The sequence below is a fragment of the Streptomyces lomondensis genome, assembly GCF_014651035.1.
Classification (GTDB): Bacteria; Actinomycetota; Actinomycetes; order Streptomycetales; family Streptomycetaceae; genus Streptomyces; species Streptomyces lomondensis.
The window spans coordinates 382,124-406,016 of record NZ_BMWC01000003.1; the positions used below are offsets into that span (position 1 = coordinate 382,124).

General features: G+C 72.2%; 22 protein-coding genes. 15 read left to right on the forward strand and 7 right to left on the reverse strand.

The genetic code is table 11. The features are described from left to right. The first annotated feature begins 121 nt into the window (after positions 1-121). Positions 122-772, forward strand: coding sequence for a GOLPH3/VPS74 family protein (locus IE255_RS13160; RefSeq protein ID WP_190050407.1), 651 nt, complete (start codon positions 122-124; stop codon positions 770-772). 30 nt (positions 773-802) lie between these two features. Here IE255_RS13160 and ssgD read toward each other — a convergent pair whose 3' ends face one another. Further along, positions 803-1,219, reverse strand: coding sequence for a spore wall synthesis regulator SsgD (gene ssgD / locus IE255_RS13165; RefSeq protein ID WP_190050408.1), 417 nt, complete (start codon positions 1,217-1,219; stop codon positions 803-805). Between the two features lie 246 nt (positions 1,220-1,465). On the opposite strand from ssgD, the gene IE255_RS13170 reads away from it, so the two are divergent. The 3 genes from IE255_RS13170 to IE255_RS13180 all read left to right on the forward strand — a co-directional run bounded on the left by IE255_RS13170 (position 1,466) and on the right by IE255_RS13180 (position 3,730). Continuing rightward, positions 1,466-2,569 carry a WD40/YVTN/BNR-like repeat-containing protein gene (locus IE255_RS13170; protein ID WP_229906382.1) on the forward strand — a complete coding sequence of 368 codons (1,104 nt, stop codon included), beginning with the start codon at positions 1,466-1,468 and terminating at the stop codon, positions 2,567-2,569. 69 nt (positions 2,570-2,638) lie between these two features. After that, positions 2,639-2,962 carry a plasmid stabilization protein gene (locus IE255_RS13175; protein WP_190050409.1) on the forward strand — a complete coding sequence of 108 codons (324 nt, stop codon included), beginning with the start codon at positions 2,639-2,641 and terminating at the stop codon, positions 2,960-2,962. A 75-nt stretch (positions 2,963-3,037) separates the two neighbouring features. Continuing rightward, on the forward strand, positions 3,038-3,730 hold the full coding sequence (locus IE255_RS13180; protein ID WP_190050410.1) for an endonuclease V: 693 nt from the start codon (positions 3,038-3,040) through the stop codon (positions 3,728-3,730). Here IE255_RS13180 and IE255_RS13185 read toward each other — a convergent pair. Then, complete coding sequence (locus IE255_RS13185) at positions 3,718-3,912, reverse strand: hypothetical protein (protein ID WP_190050411.1); 195 nt, start codon at positions 3,910-3,912, stop codon at positions 3,718-3,720. The genes IE255_RS13180 and IE255_RS13185 overlap by 13 nt on opposite strands. A gap of 179 nt (positions 3,913-4,091) precedes the next feature. Here IE255_RS13185 and mmpA point away from each other — a divergent pair, with 179 nt between their 5' ends. Next, positions 4,092-4,238 carry a morphogenic membrane protein MmpA gene (gene mmpA, locus IE255_RS13190; RefSeq protein WP_190050412.1) on the forward strand — a complete coding sequence of 49 codons (147 nt, stop codon included), beginning with the start codon at positions 4,092-4,094 and terminating at the stop codon, positions 4,236-4,238. A 16-nt stretch (positions 4,239-4,254) separates the two neighbouring features. Here mmpA and IE255_RS13195 read toward each other — a convergent pair whose 3' ends face one another. Further along, entirely contained in the window at positions 4,255-5,433 is a 1,179-nt protein-coding gene (locus tag IE255_RS13195) for a saccharopine dehydrogenase family protein (protein ID WP_190050413.1), read from the reverse strand. 91 nt (positions 5,434-5,524) lie between these two features. Between IE255_RS13195 and IE255_RS13200 the strand changes: the two genes are divergently transcribed. The 4 genes from IE255_RS13200 (at position 5,525) to IE255_RS13215 (ending at position 10,601) form a co-directional block, all read left to right on the forward strand. Beyond that, positions 5,525-5,905, forward strand: a complete 381-nt coding sequence (locus tag IE255_RS13200) for an MmcQ/YjbR family DNA-binding protein (protein WP_190050414.1) — start codon at positions 5,525-5,527, stop codon at positions 5,903-5,905. A gap of 110 nt (positions 5,906-6,015) precedes the next feature. Next, on the forward strand, positions 6,016-7,176 hold the full coding sequence (locus IE255_RS13205) for a CaiB/BaiF CoA transferase family protein (protein WP_190050415.1): 1,161 nt from the start codon (positions 6,016-6,018) through the stop codon (positions 7,174-7,176). Beyond that, on the forward strand, positions 7,173-8,387 hold the full coding sequence (locus IE255_RS13210) for an acetyl-CoA C-acetyltransferase (RefSeq protein WP_190050416.1): 1,215 nt from the start codon (positions 7,173-7,175) through the stop codon (positions 8,385-8,387). The genes IE255_RS13205 and IE255_RS13210 overlap by 4 nt, the downstream gene beginning before the upstream one ends. A 33-nt stretch (positions 8,388-8,420) precedes the next feature. Next, on the forward strand, positions 8,421-10,601 hold the full coding sequence (locus IE255_RS13215) for a 3-hydroxyacyl-CoA dehydrogenase NAD-binding domain-containing protein (RefSeq protein WP_190050417.1): 2,181 nt from the start codon (positions 8,421-8,423) through the stop codon (positions 10,599-10,601). On the opposite strand, the gene IE255_RS13220 is transcribed toward IE255_RS13215, so the two are convergent. Further along, positions 10,593-11,303, reverse strand: a complete 711-nt coding sequence (locus tag IE255_RS13220; protein ID WP_190050418.1) for a MerR family transcriptional regulator — start codon at positions 11,301-11,303, stop codon at positions 10,593-10,595. The two genes, IE255_RS13215 and IE255_RS13220, sit on opposite strands and share 9 nt — an antisense overlap. Before the next feature lie 269 nt (positions 11,304-11,572). Here IE255_RS13220 and IE255_RS13225 point away from each other — a divergent pair, with 269 nt between their 5' ends. Both IE255_RS13225 and IE255_RS13230 read left to right on the forward strand, forming a co-directional pair. Continuing rightward, on the forward strand, positions 11,573-13,039 hold the full coding sequence (locus tag IE255_RS13225; RefSeq protein ID WP_190050419.1) for an amino acid permease: 1,467 nt from the start codon (positions 11,573-11,575) through the stop codon (positions 13,037-13,039). 42 nt (positions 13,040-13,081) lie between these two features. Further along, positions 13,082-13,561: a macro domain-containing protein gene (locus IE255_RS13230; RefSeq protein WP_190050420.1), complete on the forward strand. Its 480-nt coding sequence runs from the start codon at positions 13,082-13,084 to the stop codon at positions 13,559-13,561. Between the two features lie 11 nt (positions 13,562-13,572). Here IE255_RS13230 and IE255_RS13235 read toward each other — a convergent pair whose 3' ends face one another. Further along, positions 13,573-14,466 (reverse strand): arginase family protein, encoded by an 894-nt coding sequence (locus IE255_RS13235; RefSeq protein ID WP_190050421.1) that lies wholly within the window; start codon positions 14,464-14,466, stop codon positions 13,573-13,575. Positions 14,467-14,581: 115 nt separating this feature from the next. After that, positions 14,582-16,165 carry a M1 family metallopeptidase gene (locus IE255_RS13240; RefSeq protein WP_229906383.1) on the reverse strand — a complete coding sequence of 528 codons (1,584 nt, stop codon included), beginning with the start codon at positions 16,163-16,165 and terminating at the stop codon, positions 14,582-14,584. 201 nt (positions 16,166-16,366) lie between these two features. Here IE255_RS13240 and IE255_RS13245 point away from each other — a divergent pair, with 201 nt between their 5' ends. The 3 genes from IE255_RS13245 (at position 16,367) to IE255_RS13255 (ending at position 21,401) form a co-directional block, all read left to right on the forward strand. After that, the gene (locus IE255_RS13245; protein WP_190050422.1) at positions 16,367-18,322 is read left to right on the forward strand and encodes a Xaa-Pro dipeptidyl-peptidase; all 1,956 of its coding nucleotides are present in this window, start codon (positions 16,367-16,369) and stop codon (positions 18,320-18,322) included. After that, a complete protein-coding gene (locus IE255_RS13250; RefSeq protein ID WP_190050423.1) occupies positions 18,319-19,593 on the forward strand; it encodes a M14 family metallopeptidase in 1,275 nt (424 codons plus the stop codon). The genes IE255_RS13245 and IE255_RS13250 overlap by 4 nt, the downstream gene beginning before the upstream one ends. Before the next feature lie 86 nt (positions 19,594-19,679). Then, positions 19,680-21,401 carry a BCCT family transporter gene (locus IE255_RS13255; RefSeq protein WP_190050424.1) on the forward strand — a complete coding sequence of 574 codons (1,722 nt, stop codon included), beginning with the start codon at positions 19,680-19,682 and terminating at the stop codon, positions 21,399-21,401. Between the two features lie 429 nt (positions 21,402-21,830). On the opposite strand, the gene IE255_RS13260 is transcribed toward IE255_RS13255, so the two are convergent. Continuing rightward, a complete protein-coding gene (locus IE255_RS13260) occupies positions 21,831-22,781 on the reverse strand; it encodes an FAD-dependent oxidoreductase (protein ID WP_190050425.1) in 951 nt (316 codons plus the stop codon). A 67-nt stretch (positions 22,782-22,848) separates the two neighbouring features. Here IE255_RS13260 and IE255_RS13265 point away from each other — a divergent pair, with 67 nt between their 5' ends. Then, entirely contained in the window at positions 22,849-23,883 is a 1,035-nt protein-coding gene (locus tag IE255_RS13265; protein ID WP_190050426.1) for an oxidoreductase, read from the forward strand. Positions 23,884-23,893: the final 10 nt, after the last annotated feature.

Genomic DNA, 23,893 nt, shown 5'->3' on the forward strand with positions numbered 1-23,893 from the left:
TCAGACGAGCAACGTCCTTCTCCAATCGACGGCAACAGGACCGCTGTACACCGTAGGAACGGGCGTGGAGCCTGTCAACGGATTAACGTGAAGCCCGATCTCCCCGCCCCGAGGAGGCCCCGTGCCCCACGGCCCGCTCTCGCTGCCGGCCCGGCTCTGCCTGCTGGCCTGGGACACCGGAGGGCCGACGGCCACCGGCACCGCCCGCCTGTCCGACCTCGTACGCGCCGGCGCCCTCACCGAACTGGCCCAGCGCGGCCTGCTCACCGACGAGGACGGCATCGCCACGCCGGTCGACCTGGACGCGGCCGCGGGTGACGCGGTCCTCGACGGGCTGCTGGAACTCGTCCGCGAGTCGTTCCCGCACCCCTGGCGGACGTGGGTGACGCTGCGGGCGCGGGTGACCCTCGACGCCGTGCGCGAGCAGCTGGTGGCCGAGGGGTGGCTGCGGGCGGAGAGGAAGCGGGTCCTCGGCGTGTTCCCGTCCGTGGAGTACGCGCTGGAGCGCGCCGCCGTCGTGGACGCGCTGCGGGCGGAGGCGCGGCAGGTCCTCCAGGGGCCGTCACCGGTCGCCGAGGTCGCCGAGCGGGACGCGGCGGTCGTCGCCCTCGCCGCCGCGGCGGACGTCCTCGGCCAGGATCACGTCGCCCGCGCGCGGCGCGTCGAGGAGCTGACCGGGCGCGCCGGGGCGGCCTCGCCCGGGCTGGTGACCGTCGTGCGCGAGGTGCGCACGGCGCTGTCCGCGGCGATGGCGGCACCGGCCTCGCCCTGACCGCGTCCCCGCCGTCCCGGGCGCGTCAGCTCAGCACGCGTCGCGCATCAGCTCGGCGAGGCCGTGGTCCAGATCCAGCTGGAGGTGCTCCAGGCCGACGGGCACGAGCTCGCTCGTGGCCTCCAGGAACCGGCGCACCTCGCTGGAGCGGACATGCACCACGGCGGTCCCCTCCGGGGCGTGGAACTCCAGCACGGTGCGGTCGTACCCGTACGGTCGCACGCGTACGTCGCCGTGGCCCTCGGAACCCTTCAGGCCCGCGGCGAGCAGCTCGCGGGAGAAGGTCCAGCAGACCTCGACGCCCTCCAGCGTGGCCGGGGCGGGGAAGGTCATGCGGACGGCGAACGGGTCACGCCGGTCGTAGTGCAGCGTCGCGGGAATGCTCGGCATACGCGGCGCGGCGGCGACGAGGCGGGCCTCCACGGGCTGCTCGATGACGATGGACAACGCCTTGCTCCCTTGTGACGGCGACGGACACTTCCGGGCGGATGAGGCCGGGCACTGGAAGAGACGACGGAATCAGCCAATCCGTGCACACGAAGGGCGAGTGACCTCTGTCACCGTGTTCATGCACAGGAGTGACGTGGCTCTCCTCGTGCGCCGCGAAAGGCACTTGTGGCGCCCGGCGGAACGCCCGCGGCACCCGTGAGGCCGTCTGGACGGCACCCGGGCGGTGGGCTAGCTTCCCCGCCCATGAGGCGCTTGGGGAGCACGCGACGCACGGGACGAACATGGCGCGGGACGGTTGCGGCGACGGCGTGTGCGGCGGCACTGGCCGCCCTGACCGCCGCACCGGCACAGGCCCACGAGCCGGAGCGCCGCGTGCCGCACTGGCAGCTCAAGGACACCGGCACTCCGGACGCGCGGTTCCGCGGGCTGGCCGCCGTCAGCCGGAACACCGCCTGGGCCGCCGGGACCGGCGGCACCGTCCTGCGCACCACGGACGGCGGCGCCACCTGGCGGAACGTCTCGCCCCCGGGCGCGGCGGAGTTGCAGTTCCGGGACGTCGAGGCGTTCGACGCGCGCCGGGCCGTCGTCCTGGCCATCGGCGAGGGCGAGGCGTCCCGCGTGTACCGCACCGACGACGGCGGCACGACCTGGACGGAGTCCTTCCGCAACACCGACCCGAAGGCCTTCTACGACTGCATGGCCTTCTTCGACCACCGCCACGGCCTCGCGATGAGCGACCCGGTGGACGGCAGGTTCCGCATCCTGTCCACCGGCGACGGCGGCCGTACCTGGAGGGTGCTGCCGAGCGAGGGCATGCCGCCCGCGCAGGAGGGGGAGGCCGGATTCGCGGCGAGCGGCCAGTGCCTGGTCACCTCCGGACCGAAGGACGTCTGGCTCGCCACCGGCGGGGCCGCACGCGCGCGTGTCCTGCACTCCGCCGACCGGGGACTCACCTGGACGGCCACCGACACCCCTCTCCCGGCGGGCGACCCGGCCCGGGGAGTCTTCGCCCTGGCCTTCCGCGACCGCACCCACGGTCTCGCCGTCGGCGGCGACTTCCGCCCGGATCAGCCCTCACCGCGGGCCGCCGCCCGCACCGCCGACGGCGGCCGCGCCTGGCGCCCCGCCGCCATGCCCCCGGCCGCCTACCGCTCCGGTGTCGCCTGGCTCCCGCACAGCCGCAGCGCCGCCCTCGCGGTCGGCCCCACCGGCACCGACCTCACCACGGACGGCGGCCGCACCTGGCGCACGGTCGACACGGGCTCCTACGACACCGTCGACTGCACCCCGGACCAAGCCTGCTGGGCCGCCGGGGAGAAGGGGCGCGTTGCCCGCCTGGAGCACTGAGCATGCGGTATGCCCTGATTGTTGGCAGTGTGGGTACTCGTTCACTGAAGTGAAAGGAAGTGAGCGGTAATGCCACGCGGTTCGAGCTCCAAACGGGAGCGGCAGTACGAGCACATCAAGAAGAGTGCGCAGGAGCGGGGCGAGGGCACCGGCCGCGCCAAGGAGATCGCCGCCCGGACGGTGAACAAGGAGCGCGCCCGCTCCGGCGAGTCGAAGACGGCCAGCCGCACGTCCACGAAGGACATGTCGTCCGGCAAGCGCGGCGGCCAGCGGTCGGGCCAGGGGTCCCAGGGTCCCACGTACGACCAGCTGTACCAGGAGGCCAAGCGCAAGGGCGTCGAGGGCCGTTCCAGCATGAACAAGAGCCAGCTGCAGCGCGCACTGGGCAAGTGAGGCAGACGCCTCCCGAGGCCGGCGGGACTCCCTGGGCCCGCCGGCCTTCGCGCTGCCCGTAGGCTCGTGCCCACCATGACGACCGTACGCATCCCCGAGGACTGGCCCGCCACCGAGGAACAGGCCCGCGCCGTCCAGGACGCACTGCGCGCACGCGTGATCCTCGACGAACCGGGGCCGCCGCCCGGAACGGGCCGTGTGACCGGGGTCGACGTCGCGTACGACGACGAACGGGACGTCGTCGCGGCCGCGGCGGTCGTACTGGACGCATCGACGCTCGACGTGGTCGCCGAGGCCACGGCGGTCGGCCGGGTCTCCTTCCCCTACGTGCCCGGACTCCTCGCCTTCCGCGAGATCCCCACGGTCCTCGCCGCGCTCGACGCCCTGCCGTGCCCGCCCGGCCTGGTGGTCTGCGACGGCTACGGCCTCGCCCACCCCCGCCGCTTCGGCCTCGCCAGCCACCTCGGCGTCCTGACCGGCCTGCCCACGATCGGCGTCGCCAAGAACCCCTTCACCTTCGCCTACGACGACCCGGACACCCCGCGCGGCAGTTCCTCCGCGCTGCTCGCCGGTGCCGAGGAGGTCGGCCGCGCCCTGCGCACCCGGGACGCCGTCAAGCCGGTCTTCGTCTCCGTGGGCCACCGCGTGACCCTGGCGAACGCCTGCGCCCACACCCTCGCCCTGACCCCCGAGTACCGCCTCCCGGAGACCACGCGCAGGGCCGACGCGCTGTGCCGGCAGGCGCTGCGGGCGACCTACTCCGCCTGAGCCTCCACGCGCCAGCGGCCCACCTCGCGGTACTCCGAGTCGTACACGACCGACCCGTCCCCGGGTTCGAGCGCGTAGTGGCGCAGATTGCCGCCCCAGTACCTGAGAATCCGGCCCAGCTCGCCCGCCGGGTCCTTGGTCAACGCGGCGTCGTCCATGGTGACTTCCAGAAGGAACTTCATGCCTTCCATGGTTTCATTGAAGTCCTTGTTGGCACTTTCCGAGCTGTCGCCCGGGCTGGGGCGCGGAAAGTCTCAAACCGGGGGAGGCCCCTGCCGCGAGCGGGCGGTGCGATCTGAGTACCGGCTCTGAGTACCTGTACGGATGCCGGGCCGCCACCCCCGTCGGCAGGCTGGGGCGCATGACAACGCACCGCGCCCCCAAGCCAGTTGCCGGCCCGACCCAGACCGTCGAGCGGGCCGTCACCATAGGGCTGATCCTCGCCGTGCTGGCGGGGTTCGCCTGGATCGCCGGGATGATCTACACGATCGCCGAGTGGCCGCTGTAGGCCGTCCGGCGGCCCCTCAGCGGGCCGACGCGACGCGGAAGCGGATGCCCGCCGCGCGCAGCCGGTCGATCAGCGCGTCGCCCATCGCCACCGCGGTGGTGACCTGACCCGCCGTCCTCGGCAGGTCGTCGAGGGCGAGGCACAGCGCCGACTCGGCGAGCATCTTCGCCGTCTCGTCGTACCCGGGATCGCCGCCCGAGACCTCCGTGCAGACCCGACGGCCGCCGCCCTCGCCCACGAAGCGCAGGGAGAACCAGCTCTTCGCCCGCTTCTCCGGGCTCGGACCGTCCCCGGGCCTGACCCGGCCGGACAGCCAGCGCCGCGCGGGCGGCACCTGGGCCGCCGCGACCAGCGCGCCGACGGCCGCGACCCCGCCCACCGCGACCGGCAGGTGCCGCACGGCCGCGTACTGCCGGTAGCGGAAGTCGGGCCCGTACCGGTCGAGCGCCGCCGCCGAGCGCCGCACGATCTGCGGGTCGATGGTCGGCAGCGGCAGCGCCCACGCGCCGACCTCCTTGGCGAACCGCGGCGCGCCCACCGGCGCCGACACCCGCCGGCCCACCAGCCGCGGCTCGTGCCGCCGCCGGTCCCGAGCGGCCGCAGCCATCTCCCGCTGCCGCGCGAACTGGTTGAGGGCGGAGGCGAAGGTCCCGCCCGAGAACGCGGCGTCCGCGGTGACGAAGCCCTCCACGGCCAGCGGCACGCCCTCGGGGAGCTGCCGCACGGTGAAGTACACGCCCAGGTCGTGCGGGATCGAGTCGAACCCGGCGGCGTGCACCAGCCGTGCGCCGGTCTCACGCGCGCGTGCGTCGTGCCGGACGTACATCAGGTCCACGAACTCGGGCTCGCCGCAGAGGTCGAGGTAGTCGGTCCCGGCGTCCGCGCAGGCGGCGACCAGGTCCTCGCCGTAGGTCACGTACGGGCCGACCGTCGTGGCCACCACGCGCGCGTGCTCGGCGAGGGCGCGCAGCGAGTCCGGGTCGGAAGCGTCCGCCCGCAGCACCCCGGCCTCCGCGCCGCCGGGCAGCCGCTCCCGCAGCCGCTCCAGCTTCTCGGTGCTGCGGCCCGCGATCGCCCAGCGCAGCCCCTTCGGCGCGTGGGCTGCGAGGTACTCCGCGGTGAGCGCTCCGGTGAAGCTGGTGGCCCCGAAGAGCACGATGTCGTACGGACGGTCCGTCCTGTTTTGCCTGCTCATGACACCCCTCGGTCGTGCAGCCCGTGCCGCTGTCGGTGGCCGAGGCTAGCGTGAGGAGTGCGGAGCCCGACGACGAGCCCGGAGGACGACGATGGCCGTGCCCAGGAATGCCCTGAAGAAGTGGGAGAAAGTGCGCGCGTTCGCGCTGGGGCTGCCGGGTGCCGTCGAGGAGTTCCCCTGGGGCGAGTCCGTCGCGAAGGTCAACAAGAAGGTGTTCGTCTTCCTCGGCGTCGAGGACGGCAGTTACCCCCTGGGTGTGACGGTGAAGCTCAAGGACGAGACGGCCCACGCGCACGCGCTGGCCTGCCCCGGCGCCGAGCCCGCCGGATACGGCCTGGGCAAGGCGGGCTGGGTGAGCATCCCCCTGGAACACGAGGGCGCCCCGGCCGCGGAGGTGCTGTGCGACTGGGTGGAGGAGAGCTATCGGGTGATCGCGCCGAAGCGGCTGACGGCGGAGCTGGACGGGCACTGACCCCGTCCGGCAGATTGCTAAGCGCTTGCTCGTTCAGGTCTTGTGCCGACTGGAACGTGTTCTTAGCATCACTGGTGTTACATCACTTGTGTCACAGCACTGGGGGCTGGATGACCACGGCAAGGACGCCAGGACACGGCCCGCTCACCGGCGTGCGCGTGGTCGAGCTGGCCGGCATCGGGCCCGGCCCGTTCGCCGCCATGCTCCTGGCCGACCTCGGCGCCGACGTCGTGCGCGTGGACCGGCCCGGCGGCCCCGGCCTCGGGATCGACCCGGCGTACGACGTCACCAACCGCAACAAGCGCTCCGTGGTCGTCGACCTGAAGTCCCCGGGCGGCCCGGACCAGGTGCTCGGCCTCGCCGCCCGCGCCGACATCCTGGTCGAGGGCTACCGCCCCGGTGTCGCCGAGCGCCTCGGCGTCGGCCCCGAGCCCTGCCACGCCCGCAACCCGCGTCTGGTCTACGGCCGGATGACCGGCTGGGGCCAGGACGGCCCGCTGGCCCACCGCGCCGGGCACGACATCGCGTACCTCGCCCCCACCGGCGTCCTCGGCATGATCGGCCGGCCGGACGAACCGCCGCCGGCCCCGGCCAACCTGCTCGGCGACTACGCGGGCGGCTCCCTCTACCTCGTCGTCGGCGTCCTCGCCGCCCTCCACCACGCGCGGGCGACCGGCACCGGCCAGGTCGTCGACGCCGCCATCGTCGACGGCGCCGCCCATCTCGCCGCGATGATCCACGGCATGCTCGCCGCCGGGGGCTGGCAGGACCGCCGCGGCGCCAACCTCCTGGACGGCGGCTGCCCGTACTACGGGACGTACGAGACGGCCGACGGGAGGTACATGGCCGTCGGCGCCCTGGAGCCGCAGTTCTACGCGGAGTTCCTCGCCCTCCTCGGCATCGAGGACCAGGGCGCGGCCCGCAAGGACATCGCCCGGTGGGGCGAACTGCGCGACCAGGTCGCCGCCCGTTTCAAGACCCGTACGAGGGACGAGTGGACGGCCGTCTTCGACGGCTCCGACGCGTGCGTGGCGCCCGTGCTGTCGCTGCGCGAGGCTCCGCACCACCCGCACCTGGCCGCCCGCGGCACCTTCACCGACCACGGCGGCATCAGCCAGCCCGCCCCGGCCCCCCGCTTCTCCGCGACCCCGACCTCCGTCCGCACCGGCCCGGCCCGGCCGGGCGCCGACACGGCGGACGTCGCCCGGGACTGGGACGTGCCCGGGCTGCTCCCCTCGTCCCGCATCCCTCAGCGAAAGGCCTCCTCGTGAGCACCGAAGCGTATGTGTACGACGCGATCCGCACCCCGCGCGGGCGCGGCAAGGCCAATGGCGCCCTGCACGGCACCAAGCCCATCGACCTCGTCGTCGGACTCATCCACGAGATCCGCGCCCGGTTCCCGGGCCTCGACCCGGCCGCCGTCGACGACATCGTGCTCGGTGTCGTCGGCCCGGTCGGCGACCAGGGCTCCGACATCGCCCGGATCGCCGCCATCGCCGCGGGGCTGCCCGACACGGTGGCCGGCGTGCAGGAGAACCGCTTCTGCGCCTCGGGCCTGGAGGCCGTCAACCTGGCCGCCGCCAAGGTCCGCTCGGGCTGGGAGGACCTCGTGCTCGCGGGCGGTGTCGAGTCGATGTCCCGGGTGCCGATGGCCTCCGACGGCGGCGCCTGGTTCAACGACCCGATGACCAACCTCCAGGTCAACTTCGTACCGCAGGGCATCGGCGCCGACCTGATCGCCACCATCGAGGGCTTCTCCCGGCGGGACGTCGACGAGTACGCGGCGCTCTCGCAGGAGCGGGCCGCCACCGCCTGGAAGGAGGGCCGCTTCGAGAGGTCCGTCGTCCCGGTGAAGGACCGCAGCGGCCTCGTCGTCCTCGACCACGACGAGCACCTGCGCCCCGGCACCACCGCCGACTCCCTCGCCAAGCTGAAGCCGTCCTTCGCGGACATCGGCGAACTCGGCGGCTTCGACGCGGTGGCGCTCCAGCAGTACCACTGGGTGGAGAAGATCGACCACGTCCACCACGCGGGCAACTCCTCCGGCATCGTCGACGGCGCCTCCCTCGTCGCGATCGGCTCCCGGGAGGTCGGCGAGCGCTACGGCCTCACACCCCGCGCGCGGATCGTCTCCGCCGCCGTGTCCGGCTCCGAGCCGACCATCATGCTCACCGGCCCCGCCCCCGCCACCCGCAAGGCCCTCGCCAAGGCCGGGCTGACCATCGACGACATCGACCTCGTCGAGATCAACGAGGCGTTCGCGGCGGTCGTGCTGCGCTTCGTGAAGGACATGGGCCTGTCCCTGGACAAGGTCAACGTCAACGGCGGCGCCATCGCGCTGGGCCACCCCCTCGGCGCGACCGGCGCGATGATCCTCGGCACGCTCGTCGACGAACTCGAGCGCCAGGACAAGCGCTACGGCCTCGCCACGCTGTGCGTCGGCGGCGGCATGGGCGTCGCCACGATCGTCGAGCGCATCTGACCCCCTCCCGACGGATCAACGGAGCACCTCCACATGAGCACTGAATCCACCACCATCCGCTGGGAACAGGACCGCACCGGCCTCGTCACCCTCGTCATCGACGACCCGAACCAGTCCGCGAACACCATGAACCAGGCGTTCCGCGACTCCCTCGCCGCCGTCACCGACCGCCTGGAGGCCGAGAAGGACACCATCCGGGGCGTCATCATCACCTCGGCCAAGAAGACCTTCTTCGCCGGCGGCGACCTGCGCGACCTGATCCGCGTCACGCCCGAGACCGCCCAGGAGCTGTTCGACGGCGGCATGGCCATCAAGCGGAACCTGCGCCGCATCGAGACCCTCGGCAAGCCCGTCGTCGCCGCCCTCAACGGCGCGGCCCTGGGCGGCGGTTACGAGATCGCCCTGGCCTGCCACCACCGCGTCGCCCTGGACGCGCCCGGCTCCAAGATCGGCTGCCCCGAGGTCACCCTCGGCCTGCTGCCCGGAGGCGGCGGCGTCGTCCGCACGGTCCGCCTGCTCGGCATCGCCGACGCCCTGCTCAAGGTCCTCCTCCAGGGCACCCAGTACAGCCCGCGCCGCGCCCTGGAGAACGGCCTCGTCGACGAGGTGGCCGACACCCAGGAAGAACTCCTCGAAAAGGCCCGCGCCTTCATCGACGCCCACCCCGAGTCCCAGCAGCCCTGGGACAAGCCCGGGTACAAGATCCCCGGCGGCACCCCGGCCAACCCCAAGTTCGCGGCGAACCTGCCCGCTTTCCCGGCCACCCTGCGCAAGCAGACGAACGGCGCCCCCTACCCGGCACCGCGCAACATCCTCGCGGCCGCCGTCGAGGGCTCCCAGGTCGACTTCGAGACCGCCCAGGTCATCGAGGCCCGCTACTTCGTGGAACTCGCCGCCGGGCAGACGTCGAAGAACATGATCCAGGCCTTCTTCTTCGACCTCCAGGCCGTCAACTCCGGCGCCAACCGCCCCAAGGGCATCGAGCCGCGCCAGGTCCGCAGGGTCGCCGTTCTCGGCGCCGGGATGATGGGCGCGGGCATCGCCTACTCCTGCGCCCGCGCCGGCATCGACGTCGTGCTGAAGGACGTCTCCCTGGAGGCGGCCGTCAAGGGCAAGGGCTACTCCGAGAAGCTCTGCGCGAAGGCCGTCGCCAAGGGCCGTACGACGCAGGAGAAGGCGGACGCGCTGCTCACGCGCATCACTCCCACGGCCGAGGTCCAGGACCTGGCCGGCTGCGACGCCGTGATCGAGGCGGTCTTCGAGGACACCTCCCTCAAGCACAAGGTGTTCCAGGAGATCCAGCACGTCGTCGCCCCCGACGCGCTGCTGTGCTCCAACACCTCCACCCTGCCCATCACCGCGCTCGCCGAAGGCGTCGAACGCCAGGCCGACTTCATCGGACTGCACTTCTTCTCGCCCGTCGACAAGATGCCGCTCGTCGAGATCATCAAGGGCGCGCGCACGGGCGAGGAGGCCCTGGCCCGCGCCTTCGACCTGGTCCGGCAGATCAACAAGACGCCGATCGTCGTCAACGACTCGCGCGGCTTCTTCACCTCGCGGGTCATCGGGCACTTCCTCAACGAGGGCGTCGCCATGGTCGGCGAGGGCGTCGAGCCCGCCTCGGTCGAACAGGCCGCCGCCCAGGCCGGCTACCCGGCCAAGGTGCTGTCCCTGATGGACGAGCTGACCCTGACCCTGCCCCGCAAGATCCGCGCGGAGACCAGGCGGGCCGTCGAGGAGGCCGGCGGCACCTGGACGCCCCACCCCGCCGAGGCGGTCATCGACCGCATGGTCGACGAGTTCGGCCGCGCGGGCCGCAGCGGCGGCGCCGGCTTCTACGACTACGACGAGGACGGCAAGCGCACCGGGCTCTGGCCGGGCCTGCGCGAGCACTTCACCAAGCCCGGCTACCAGATCCCGTTCCGGGACATGCAGGAGCGCATGCTGTTCTCCGAGGCGCTGGACACCGTCCGGCTGCTGGAGGAGGGCGTGCTGACCTCCGTCGCCGACGCCAACGTCGGCTCGATCTTCGGCATCGGCTTCCCGGGCTGGACCGGCGGCGTGCTCCAGTACATCAACGGCTACGAGGGAGGCCTGCCCGGATTCGTGGCACGCGCGCGGGAACTCGCCGAGCGCTACGGCGACCGCTTCACGCCGCCCGCGCTGCTGGTGGAGAAGGCGGAGAAGGGGGAGCGGTTCAGCGACTCAGCCTGACTCGGGCGATGGCTCGGTGAGCCACTCGCCCACCTCTTCCTTCAGCGACCGCTGGAAGGCGGTGAGGAGCGCCTGCACCACCAGCGGGTGCATGTGCGCGGACAGGGACCGCACGTCCAGGGCGTCACGCTCCGCGACCTCGCCGCGGAAGAGCTGGGAGAGCTCCCGGGCCGCGGCGCGCGCGTGTTCGAGGAGCACCTTGCGCGCCGCGAAGATCGCCTCCTGGGAGAGCGGCACGTCCAGCAGGCCGGCGCCCAGCCGCAGCAGACCGAGGTCGGCCTCGTAGCCGTCGTCCGCGGGCCGGACCACGCCCATCGCGACGAGCCGCTCGACGTCCTCGTCGCCGAGCGGCCGTCCGGCCCGCCGCTCCAGCTCCTCCCGCGTGACCGTCCCGACGGTGTCCGGCGCCCAGGAGGCCACCACGGCCCGGTGGACGGCGAGGTCGTGCGCGCTCAGGTCCGGCGGCAGCTGCCGCAGGTAGCGCTCGATGCCCGCCAGCGTCATGCCCTGCTGCTGCAACTCCTCGATCAGCGCCAGCCGGGCCAGATGCTCCCGCCCGTAGTGGCCCACGCGCCGGGGACCGAGCACCGGCGGGGGCAGCAGCCCCTTCGTGCCGTAGAAGCGGACCGTGCGCACCGTGACACCGGCCCGGGCGGCCAGCTCGTCGATCGTGAGGGTCGGCTGCTCGGTGTCGGTCGTCATGTGCAGCAGTATCGCTGTCTCACCAGTGCTGTGAAACCTCACCGGCACCCCTTCATGACCATGGAGTGAATGCCTGGCAGCCGCTGTGCAAGTCCGTAGTGGACCTTGTGAGAAGTCACGCTCTGTGACGTGGGCCACCGTATGCGGGCGGATCGGTGTGGGAAGGTGCTGCCTTGGTCTGTGCCGCGTCACAAGGGTGGTGCGGGCCAACGCACTGTACGGACCCCGGGCCCACGACGTCCGGGGCGATCCAGAGAGTGGAACCACCCGTGAGCAAGGACGCCGTGAACACGGCTGCGGCCACGCCGCGTACCGATGCGGCCCAGGTGCCCGCGGACGCGGGCGACGCCGGCTACAGCAAGGACCTCAAGGCCCGCCACGTCAACATGATCGCCATCGGCGGGGCCATCGGTACCGGCCTCTTCCTCGGCGCCGGCGGCCGCCTCCACAACGCGGGCCCGGCCCTGGCGATCGCCTACCTGGTCTGCGGCATCTTCGCCTTCTTCGTGGTCAGGGCCCTCGGCGAACTCGTCCTCTACCGGCCCTCCTCGGGCTCCTTCGTGTCGTACGCGCGCGAGTTCCTCGGCGAGAAGGGCGCCTACGTCGCCGGCTGGATGTACTTCCTGAACTGGTCGACCACCGGCATCGCCGACATCACCGCGATCGCGCTCTACACGCACTACTGGAGCCTGTTCACCGACATCCCGCAGTGGGTGCTCGCGCTGGCCGCCCTGGCGGTGGTGCTGGCCGTGAACCTGATCTCGGTGAAGATCTTCGGCGAGATGGAGTTCTGGTTCGCGATCATCAAGGTCGCGACGCTCGTCGGCTTCATGTTCATCGGCATCTTCCTGCTCGCCACCCAGCACGAGGTGGGCGGCCAGACGCCCGGCCTGAGCGTCATCACCGACAACGGCGGCGTCTTCCCGCACGGCATGATGCCCGTCGTCCTCGTCATGCAGGGCGTGATCTTCGCGTACGCCGCGCTGGAGCTGGTCGGTGTCGCCGCGGGCGAGACCGCCGAGCCGGAGAAGGTCGTGCCGCGCGCGGTGAACTCGATCATGTGGCGGGTCGGCCTGTTCTACGTGGGCTCGGTCGTCCTCCTGGCCCTGCTCCTGCCCGGCTCGGTCTACTCGGCCGACCAGAGCCCCTTCGTCACGGTCCTGTCGAAGATCGGCGTCCCGGCCGCGGGCGACGTGATGAACCTGGTGGTCCTGACGGCCGCCATGTCGTCGCTGAACTCGGGCCTGTACTCCACGGGCCGGATCCTCCGCTCGATGGCGATGGCGGGCTCGGCCCCGAAGTTCACCGCCCGCATGAACCGCAGCCAGGTCCCCTACGGCGGCATCCTGCTGACCTGCGCGGTCTGCGTGCTCGGCGTCGGCCTGAACTTCCTGGTGCCGGCCCAGGCCTTCGAGATCGTGCTGAACGTCGCCTCGCTCGGCATCATCAGCACCTGGGTGATCATCATGATCTGCCACCTGGTCTTCGTCCGCCGCGCCAAGGCGGGCCTGCTCGCCCGGCCCTCCTTCCGCCTGCCCGGCAGCCCGGTCACGGAGATCACCACGATCGCCTTCCTGCTCGCCTGCCTCGGCATGATGTGGAACGACCCCGAGGTCGGCCGCAAGACCCTCCTGCTCATCCCGATCATCGCGGCCATGCTGGTCGCGGGCTGGTTCGGCATCCGCCGCCGGGTGTCGCGCACGGCCGACCAGGAGCTGTCGCAGCTGACGAAGTAGCGGGCCGGGGCCGATGTCAGTGGCCTCGCCTACGGTGGCGTCATGTCGGGGATCAACTACGTCCGGGGTGACGCCACCGTTCCGTCGGTGAAGGGCGTCAAGGTCATCGCCCATGTCTGCAACGACATCGGTGGCTGGGGCAAGGGCTTCGTCCTGGCGATATCGCGCCGCTGGCCCGAGCCGGAGGTGGCGTACCGGGCCTGGCACCGCGGCCGCGCGGCGAACGACTTCGGGCTGGGCGCGGTGCAGCTCGTGGAGGTCGAGCGGTACGTGTGGGTGGCCAACATGATCGGCCAGCGCGGCACCAGGACCGGCAGCAAGGGAGTCCCCGTGCGCTACGAGGCAATCGACCAGGCCCTGGGAGCCCTCGCGGAGAAAGCCCGCGACCTGGGCGCCTCCGTGCACATGCCCCGCATCGGCTGCGGTCTCGCCGGCGGCAAGTGGTCCCGCGTCGAGCCGCTGATCGAGGAGCGGCTGATACGGCGGGGGATACCGGTGACGGTGTACGACCACGGGGACTGAACGGCCCCGGTTCAGTCCTGGCCGTCCCTGTCGAACGCCCGTACCAGGCAGTCGCCGAGGCGCCGCGCGATCGCCCCGCCGGGATCCAGCCGGGGGTTGAAGATCGCCACGTCGAGGCCGACGGCGCCGCCGCCGGACAGGGCCGTGCGCAGAACGGTCTCCAGCTCCTGCCAGGTCAGGCCGTCCGGCTGCCGGTAGTCGACGGCGGGCATCACCGCGTCGTCCAGTACGTCGACGTCTAGGTGGATCCAGTACCCGGCACCCGCGCCGTCGCCGGTCAGCAGCCCGACCGCGCGCCGGGCCGCCTCGCCCGCCCCCAGGGCGCGCACGGTGTCCAGCTCCATCGCGTGCAGCGCGTCCGGCAGCGGCTGCATGCCGTACGCCGCGGACTCCTCCGCGTCCCGGAACCCCAGGGCGACGACGTCCTCGTCCCGCACCAGCGGGCCCCTGCCCTCCAGGTCGGCCAGCACGCGCGGGCCGCGCCCGGTGGCCAGGGCGAGTTCCATGGAGGCCGCCTCACCGGCCGGCTCCGCCGACGGCTGGTAGAAGTCGGTGTGCCCGTCCAGGAACAGCAGACCGTGCCGGTCGCGGCGGCGCAGCGCGAGCAGGTTGCCGAGCAGCACGCTGCAATCGCCGCCCAGCACCAGCGGGAACCGGCCGTCGTCGAGGACGCCGCCCACGGTGTCGGCCAGCGCGACCGAGTACCGGGCGATGCCGTCCGGGTTCAGCACCCCGGTCTCCGGGTCCCGCTCGGGGTCGTACGGCGGCGGCTCCACCCGGCCCGCCCGCACCGCCCCGAGCCCCTCGGCCAGCCCGGCCCCGAGCAGCGCCTCGGGCAGCTCCTCCACGCCGGTCGGCCGCAGCCCGAGCACGGACGGTGCCTCGATGATCGCCAGATTCCGCACGTCCGGCTCCTTCGTCAGCGGCCTGGTCCCATACGGCCGGTGCGTATGGGCCCACCGTAAGCTGCGGGGCGGCGTTCAGCAGGCCCACGGCCGAGCGGAGGCGGAGCGGGTCACCTCAGTGCCCGTGCTCCTCATGCCCGTGCTCGCCGTGCTCGTGCTTCCCGTGCTCATGCTCCTCATGCGCGTGCTCTCCGCGCCCGTGCTCCCCGTGCTCGTGCACCCCGTTGGTCGCCGCGATCTTCTTCCAGGACCTCGGCTGCGGCACAGCCCCCGACCCCTTCGCGACCGCCGCGGCCCGAGCCGCCGGCACCCCCGGCTTCGACGGCTGGAACAGCCACGTGTCGAACAGCGCGGCCAGCGGCTTGCCGGACACCTCCTCGGCGTACCGCTGGAAGTCGGCGACCGACGCGTTGCCGTGGGCGTACTTCTGCGGCCAGCCCTTGAGGATCGTGAAGAACGCCTCGTCGCCGATCTCGTTCCGCAGCGCCTGCACGGCCAGCGCCCCCCGGTCGTAGACCGCGATGTGGAACTGCTTGTCCGGCCCCGGATCCCCGGGCTTCACCGTCCAGAACGGGTCGTCGGTGGGGTGCGAGGCGTACACGTAGTCGGCGAGTTCCTGCGTCGTGCCCTCGCCCTCGTGCTCGGACCACAGCCACTGCGCGTACCGCGCGAACCCCTCGTTGATCCAGATGTCCTTCCAGCGCTTGAGGGACACGTCGTCCCCGTACCACTGGTGGGCCAGCTCATGGACGACGACGGACACGTTCGACCCGTTCGCGAACTGCCGCGGGCTGTAGTACGGCCGGGTCTGGTTCTCCAGCGCGTACCCCGTGGTGGTGTTCGGCACGTATCCGCCGAGCGCGTTGTAGGGGTACGGCCCGAAGTACCCGCTCAGCCAGTCCACGATCTCCCCGCTGCGCTCGATGCTCGCGCGCGCCGCTCCGGCGTGGTCGCCCAAGTCCTTGCTGTAGGCGTTGACGACCGGAATGCCGCTCTCGGTCGTGCCGGTCGTGATGTCGAACCTGCCGACCGCGAGCGTGGCCAGGTAGGTGGCCTGCGGCTTGGTGGAGCGCCAGTTCCAGCGGGTCCAGCCGAGCCGTGAACTCGTCGACTGGAGCGTGCCGTTGGAGATGGCCTGCGTGCCGTCCGGGACCAGCACGGACACGTCGTAGGTGGCCTTGTCGAGTGGGTGGTCGTTGCTGGGGAACCACCACGCCGCCGCCTCGGGCTCGTTCGCCGCGACGCCGCCGTCCGGGGTGCGGTGCCAGCTGGTGAAGCCGTAGGCCTGCTTCGACGACGGCACCCCGCGGTAGCGCACGACGACCGTGACGGGCGTGCCCTTGGCCAGCGGCGTCCTCGGGGTGACCTCCAGCTCGTGCTCGCCGGAGGTCGTGAACGAGGCCCTGGCCCCGTTGACGCGCACCTCGCTGACGTCCAGCAGAAAGTCCAGGTTGAAGCTGGACAGGTCCTGCGTGGTGCGGGCCACGAGGGTCGCCGTGCCCTCCAGCTCGTCCGTGGCCGGCTGGTACTTCAGCCGGAGGTCGTAGTGGGAGACGTCGTATCCGCCGTTCCCGGAGGCCGGGTAGTAGGGGTCGCCGATACCCGGCGCGCCGGGGGAGCGAGGGGCGGCCGATGCCGGGATCGCCAGCAGGAGAACGGCCGCTGCCAGGGCTCCCGGCGCGATGATTCTGCGGTGCACGAGAAGGCTCCAAGTCGTAGGTCCCGAAGTCTGTCCGGAGCCTATTGACTCCCTGTGTCTCTGGTCATGTCCATGGCCCCTGCTGTCACACGATCGCCATTCGGCCGACATGAGACACCGGCCCCATCAGTCGATACCGGACACGCCGGTCCGTCAGCTGCCCTCTTCTGAACAGGAGTTCACCGATGTAGCGTCCGGCGCATGCCGAAACGCACGCGCTTCACGACCTGGAGACCGCTCGCGACGGCGGCCACGGCCGCCCTCTTGGCCACGCTGCTCACGCCGGCCGCCGCACACGCCGCCCCGCGCGGGAGCGAACCCGTCCACTCGTACGAGAACGCCATCCGCGAGGCCGTCTGGGTGGACACCGGGCTCGACGGCGACGGCGACGGAAAGGCCGACCGGGTCGCCGTCGACATCGTCCGCCCCCGCGAACCCGCCCGGCAGGGCCGGAAGATCCCCGTCATCATGGACGCCAGCCCGTACTACTCCTGCTGCGGGCGCGGCAACGAGAGCCAGAAGAAGACGTACGACGCGAACGGCGACGTCGTGCGGATGCCGCTGTTCTACGACAACTACTTCGTCCCGCGCGGCTACGCCTTCGTCGGCGTCGACCTGGCCGGAACCAATCGCTCGGACGGCTGCGTCGACGTCGGCGGCCGCTCCGACATCCAGTCCGCCAAGGCCGTCGTCGACTGGCTCAACGGCCGTGCCAAGGCCTACACGACCCGCACCGGCACCACCCGCGCCAAGGCCGCCTGGACCAACGGCAAGACCGGCATGATCGGCAAGAGCTGGGACGGCACCATCGCCAACGGCGTCGCCGCCACCGGCGTCGAGGGCCTTGAGACCATCGTCCCGATCAGCGCCATCTCCTCCTGGTACGACTACTACTTCCAGCAGGGCGCCCCGCTCTACGACTCCGGCCCCGACTGGCTCTCGAACTACGTCAACAGCCCCGACGCCCGCGCCCGGTGCGGCGCCGTCCAGCACAAGCTCGTCGACGGCGCCCCGCGCAGTGGCGACTGGACCCCGCTGTGGACCGAGCGCGACTACGTGAAGGCCGCGCGCAAGGTCAGGGCCAGCGTCTTCCTCGTGCACGGAATGCAGGACCTCAACGTCCGTATGAAGCACGTCGGCCAGTGGTGGGACGCCCTCGCGAAGAACGGCGTCGAGCGCAAGATCTGGCTCTCGCAGACCGGCCACGTCGACCCCTTCGACTTCCGGCGCGCGGAATGGGTCGACACCCTGCACCGCTGGTTCGACCACGAACTCATGGGCTACGACAACGGCATCGACCGGGAGCCCATGGCCGACATCGAGCGCGGTCCCGACCAGTGGGACACTTCCCGGGTCTGGCCGCCGAGCGGCACCCGGGCCGCCACCCTGCGCCCCGACCGGGGCACCCAGGCCGGCGTCGGCACCCTCGGCCTGCACCGCGGCCACGGCACCGAGACCTTCACCGACGACCCGAAACTGAGCGAGACCGACTGGGCCGCGCAGATCGACAAGTCGACGCCGGAGAAGGCCGGTTTCGTCACCGGGTCGCTCACCCGGGACCTGCGCCTGTCCGGCTCCTCCGAGGTCACCGTCACCGCCACGCCCTCCACCCCGACGGCCCACCTCTCCGCCGTCCTCGTGGACATCGGCCCCGCCACCATCCGCGACTACGCCGACGCCGGCGAAGGCATCACCACCCTCCCGGACCGCACCTGCTGGGGCCCGAGCACCGCCGGGGACAGCTCCTGCTTCAAGGAGACCGAGGCGAAGACCGCCGACGTCGACTACACGGTCGTCAGCCGCGGCTGGGCCGACCTCGGCAACCACGCCTCGGACTTCGAGGGCGCCCCGCTCACACCGGGCAAGCGGTACACGATCACCCTCGACCTGGCGGCGACCGACCACGTCGTCCCCAAGGGCCACCGTCTGGCCCTGATCGTCGCGGGCACCGACAAGGACCTCATCGACCCTCCCGCCGACCGCCCGAAGCTCACGCTCGACCTCTCCCGCACCTCGGCGCGCGTGCCGTTCGTCGGCGGAGCCACCGCCTTCGCCCGCGCCACCGCGGGTGCCGCGTCCGCCACGCCCGACGCCACCCTCCTGGACGGCGTACGGGAACCGCGCACCACTCACCGCGTCCCGGAGGGAAGCCAGTGATCCGCGTCCGCGCTCTGATCCTTACCGCCGCCGCACTCGCCGCATCCCTGGTCGCCGTCCCGGCGCAGGCCACCACCGACCCGCCGCCCCGCACCGGCTTCGAGAAGACCAACGGCGCCCGCTGGACCACCCAGCCCGAGGAACAGGACTTCCTCAGGACCGTCGACCGGTCGAGCAGCCGGGTCTCCCTGACCCGCTTCGGCACGACGAAGCAGGGCCGCCCGCTCCAGCTCGTCCGGATCGGCACCCATCCGAGCCCCAGCACGGTGCTGCTCGTGTGCGCCCAGCACGGCGACGAGCCCGCCGGCCGGGAAGCCTGCCTGACCACCGTCCGCGACCTCGCCTACGCCCGCGACAGCCGGACCCGGCGCTTCCTGGACCGCACCACGGTCCTGGTCGTGCCCACCGCCAACCCCGACGGCCGGGCGGCGAACACGCGCGGCAACAGCGACGGCGTCGACATCAACCGCGACCACCTGGCGCTCCGGACCGCCGAAGGCCGCGCCCTGGCCGCCCTCGTCCGCGACCGGCGCCCCGACATCGTCTACGACCTGCACGAGTACGGCGCCACACCCCCGTACTACGACCGGGACCTCTTCGACCTGTGGCCGCGCAACCTCAACACCCACGACGCGGTCCACGACGAGGCGCAGACCCTGTCCGAGGCGTACGTCCGCCCCGCCGCGCAGGCCGCCGGCCACTCGACCGGCACCTACGGCATCTGGACCGACCCGGTCACCGGCGAGCCGCTCAAACAGGTCGCCGGAGACGGACAGGAGCGCATTCTGCGCAACATGTCCGGTGTGAAGCACTCCGTCGGCCTGCTCATCGAGAGCCGCGTGGACCCGCTCACCGAGGCGGAGAAGGCGGACGAGGCGTTGAACAACCGGCGCCGGGTCACCTCTCAACTGGCTGCCCTCAAGGGCCTGTTCGGCTACACCGACCAGCGTCGCGGCCGGATCGAGGCGGCGACCGGAACAGCCCGGCTCGCCGGCTATGCCACCACCGGACCCGTCTACGTCGGCGGCGCCGACAACGACCCGCCCGAATCGGCCGAAATCATCCGGAACCCGCCCTGCGGATACCGGCTCACCGCCGCACAGTACGCCGAGGTGGGCGACGAACTGGCGCTGCACGGCGTACGCGTGCACAAGGACGGCGACGGCGCCTTCGTCCCCCTGCGCCAGTCCCTGCGCGCCCTGGTGCCGCTGCTGCTCGACGCGCGCGGAATGTACCACCTGACAGCCGGAGAGCCCGAGACGCAATGTTGAGGGGGGTGAAATTGCGCCACACGTGGTAGGGGCGTTACGGGAGGAAGAACGTCCCCTCCCGTCTGTCCCCATGAAAGGTGCCGCCTGTGACGCACGACCGACCAAGTGAGAAGGACCATGCGGGAGGCGCGCTGCCGGGTTCGGAAGCGGGCCTCCCCGGTCAGGAACGGCCCAGAACCGACCGGATCGTCTTCGGTGTCACCGCCGTGCTCACCCTCGCCTTCGTGGTCTGGGGAGCCGCCGCGACCGACTCCCTCGAAGACGTCTCCACCAGCATGCTCAGCGGTCTGCTGCACAACGGCGGCTGGGCGTTCATGCTCGCCGCCTCCGGCTTCGTCGTCTTCGCCCTGTGGCTCGCGGCCAGCCGCTACGGCCGCATCCACCTCGGCGCCGAGGGCGAGGAGCCGGAGTTCCGCACGGTGTCATGGGTCGCCATGATGTTCAGCGCGGGCATGGGCATCGGCCTGATGTTCTACGGCGTGAGCGAGCCGCTGTCGCACTACTCGACGGCCCCGCCGGGCACCGACCCGGCCGACTCCGGCGACCGCATGGAGACGGCCATGGCGACCACCCTGTTCCACTGGACGCTCCATCCCTGGGCGATCTACGCCGTGGTGGGCCTCGCCATCGCCTACAGCACCTTCCGCAGGCGCCGCCGCCAGACCATCAGCGCCGTGTTCACGCCGCTCATCGGCAAGAAGAACGCGAACGGCGCCGCCGGCCGGTTCATCGACATCCTCGCGATCGTCGCGACCGTCTTCGGCTCCGCCGCCTCGCTGGGGCTCGGCGCGCTCCAGATCGGCTCCGGTGTGCAGGAGCTGGGCTGGATGGACAAGGTGAGCACCGGGCTGCTCGTCGCGATCATCGCGGTGCTGACCCTGGCCTTCGTCGCGTCCGCGGTGTCGGGCGTGGAGCGCGGCATCCAGTGGCTGTCCAACACGAACATGGTGCTGGCGCTGATCCTCGCCCTGTTCGTGTTCGTGGCGGGCCCGACCATCATCGTCCTCGACCTGCTGCCCACGTCCGTCTTCGCCTACCTCGGCGACCTGCCGCAGCTGGCCGGGCGCACGGAGGCCAGCGGCGGCGAGGGTGTCGCGGACTGGCTGGGCAGCTGGACCGTCTTCTACTGGGCGTGGTGGATCTCCTGGACGCCGTTCGTCGGCATGTTCATCGCCCGGATCAGCCGGGGCCGGACCATCCGGCAGTTCGTCGGCGGGGTCATCCTCGTGCCCAGCACGGTCAGCCTGGTCTGGTTCGCGGTCTTCGGCGGCTCCGCGATGAAGATGCAGGAGCAGGGCCGGCTCGGCGAGGAGGCGACGCCCGAGGGGCAGCTCTTCGCGGTGCTCCAGCAGTTCCCCGTCGCCACCGCCACCAGCCTGCTCGTGATGGTCCTCGTCGGCATCTTCTTCGTCTCGGGCGCCGACGCGGCCTCGATCGTCATGGGCACCCTCTCGCAGCGGGGGGCGCTCGAACCGGGCCGTCTGGTGGTGGTGTTCTGGGGCGTGGTCACCGGTGCGGTCGCCGCCATCATGCTGCTGGTCGGCAGCGGGCAGGGGGACGCGCTGACCGGTCTCCAGAACCTCACCATCCTCGCGGCGGCGCCGTTCGTCGTCGTGATGATCTTCATGTGCGTCGCCCTCATGCGCGACCTGCGCCGCGACCCGGTCATCGTGCGCGAGCAGATGGGCTCCGAGGCCGTCGAACTGGCCGTCATCGAGGGCCACAAGAAGTACGACGGCGAGTTCGAGTTCCGCGTCGGCCCCGGCCGTGGCCCGGACGTGGAGGGCGACCCGATCGGCAAGCACTGACCAGGAGGACCGAGCGACCCGGGCACTTCCAGCCGGGTCGCCCGCGTCTGCCGGCTCGGGTGACTTCGGCCGGGTCGCTCGGGCTTGTCGGCTCGGGTGACTTCGGCCGGGTCGCTCGGGCTTGCCGGCTCGGTTGGCTCCGGTCGGGTCGCTCGGGCTTGTCGGCTCGGTTGGCTCCGGTCGGGTCGCTCGGGCTCGCCGGCTCGGTTGGCTCCGGCTCGGCCGGAGCGTCCCGACCGGAGCGGCCTGGCTCGGTTGCTCAGGCCGGTCGGGCTCGAGTGGCTTCGGCCGCAGGCGTCCCGGGGCCGCGCGGCCCGGTCGCCCGCAGTCGGAGGGGTCCTCAGCCGGTGAGCGTCCGGGCTGCCTGGTCCGTGCCCGGCCGTGAGCGTCCGGGCTGCCTCTTCCGTGCTCAGCCGGTGACCAGCGTGCTCAGCCGGTGACCAGCCGAGCCGCCTCCTCCGCGCACCCCCAGGCCACCGTCACACCCCCGCCACCATGGCCGTAGTTGTGCACCAGCACTCGCCCGTCCGGCAGGACATCGCGTTCCAGGCGGACCGCCGGCCGGGTGGGCCGCAGCCCGACCCGGTGCTCCAGCACCCGCGCCCCGGCGACCTCCGGCCGCAGCGCCGCGCAGCGCCGGACGATCGCCTCGGCCGTCGCCGGGTCGGGCTCCAGGGACCACGCGTCCTCCTCCGCCGTACCGCCGAGGACGAGCCCGCCCGGCTGCGGGAACAGGTACGCGTACTCCCCGGCCTCGTCGCCGGCGACCAGCCAGGTGTCGATCCCGGGGTTCTCCACCACGACCAACTGCCCGCGCACCGGCCGCACGGACGGATCCGGCACCAGCTCCCGCGCGGCGAGACCCGTGCAGTTGACCACGACGGGCGCGTCCACCTCCGCGAGGGAGGCCACCGTACGCGTCTCGACCACCCCGCCCGCCGCGACGAACCGCTCCCGAAGCCACGGCAGATGAGCCGGCATGTCGATGAGCGGCAGCCGCGCGCGGACGCCCGTCCCCGCGTACTCCCCGGCCGTGGCCGCCCGCAGCCCCGGCACCCGCCCCGCCAGCCACCCGTCGACCTCGTCGAGCCGGGTGCCACCCAGTACCCCTTCGACCATGCGTACGCCGGCCCGCTCGGTCCCCGCCGCCAGCTCCTCGTACACCTCCAGCGACCGCAGCGCCCAGGCACGCGCTCGCTCGACCGGCTCGATCCGGTACGGCCACCACAGCGCACCCGCAACGGCTGAGGTGGTCGCCTCGGCGGCGTCCCGCGTCCACACCCGCACCCGCCGCCCCCGCTCGGCGAGAACCACCGCGGTCGTCAGCCCGACGACCCCGCCACCGACCACCACGATCTCGTCACTCAGCTCGCTTGCCATGGCCCGGACCGTAGCGGAATGTGTCATGCCGTGCTCACATCACGCGCAGTGTGGGGATACTCACCGTATGTGTGCCGAGTATGCGACCTTCGGCCTGGCACCCGCGATGCGGGCCGGCGGAGTCCTCACCGACGGTGGTTACCAGGTCCACCGGGACTTCGTGGACTTCATCGTCGACGGACGCCCGCTGCTGTTCCAGCTCTCCGACCTCGACGCGGTCTCCCCGCTCGCCTCCGACGTACCGCCCGCCATCTTCACCGCGCAGGTCCGCAGCCTGCTCCTAGAGAGCCCGGCGCCGCTGCCCGGCGGCCGGTACGTCGTCTACGGCTGCCCCGAGTGCGAGGACCTGGCCTGCGGGGCCGTCACCGCGGTCATCCGCCCGGACGGTGAGGACTTCATCTGGCGGGACTTCGCCTGGCAGACCGACGAACACGCCGACCTGGAGCGCAACGGCTACCACGGCATCGGCCCGTTCCGTTTCCGCGGCGCCGAGTACCGGGCGGCGCTGAGCGCCCTGCTCAACGGCTCCGCCCAGGACCCCCGCCCCCGCGTCCTGCTGATCGGCGCCCGCGTCGCCGTCCTGGCCAAGCTCGCCGCGGCGTTACGCACCATCGGCGTCGGCGCCGACATCGCCCAGGACGCCGACGGCGTATCCGCCGACGAACTGCGCGGCTACGGCGCCGTCGCCTTCGGCCGGGGGGTCGGTGAGCGGGAACGTGCCGCCGTCCGCCGCGCCTTCGAACGCGCCGAGGTCCCGGTCGCCTACGTCGACGGCCTCGCCCCGATCGTCCCGCTCCTCGTCGCACAGATCGAACACGCCCTGGACCGCAGCCCCGTCGAACAGCGCCGCCTCACCGGCCTGACCGCCGACGGCGGCGGCGCGGACGTCGAGGTCACCTCCGCCTGCCGGGTCACCCTCACCGCGTACCGCCTCGACCGGCTCTCCCGCACTCACACCCACGAGCTCTTCGACGGCGTCCTGGAACCGGGCCGCCACCGCCTCGCCCTGGACCCGAAGGCGGTGAAGGGGCGGTCCTTCCTCGTCGCCCGCACCACCGGAAGCGTCCTGGCCACGGCCGTGACCCACGGAGCGGCCCATTAGGATCGGCGCT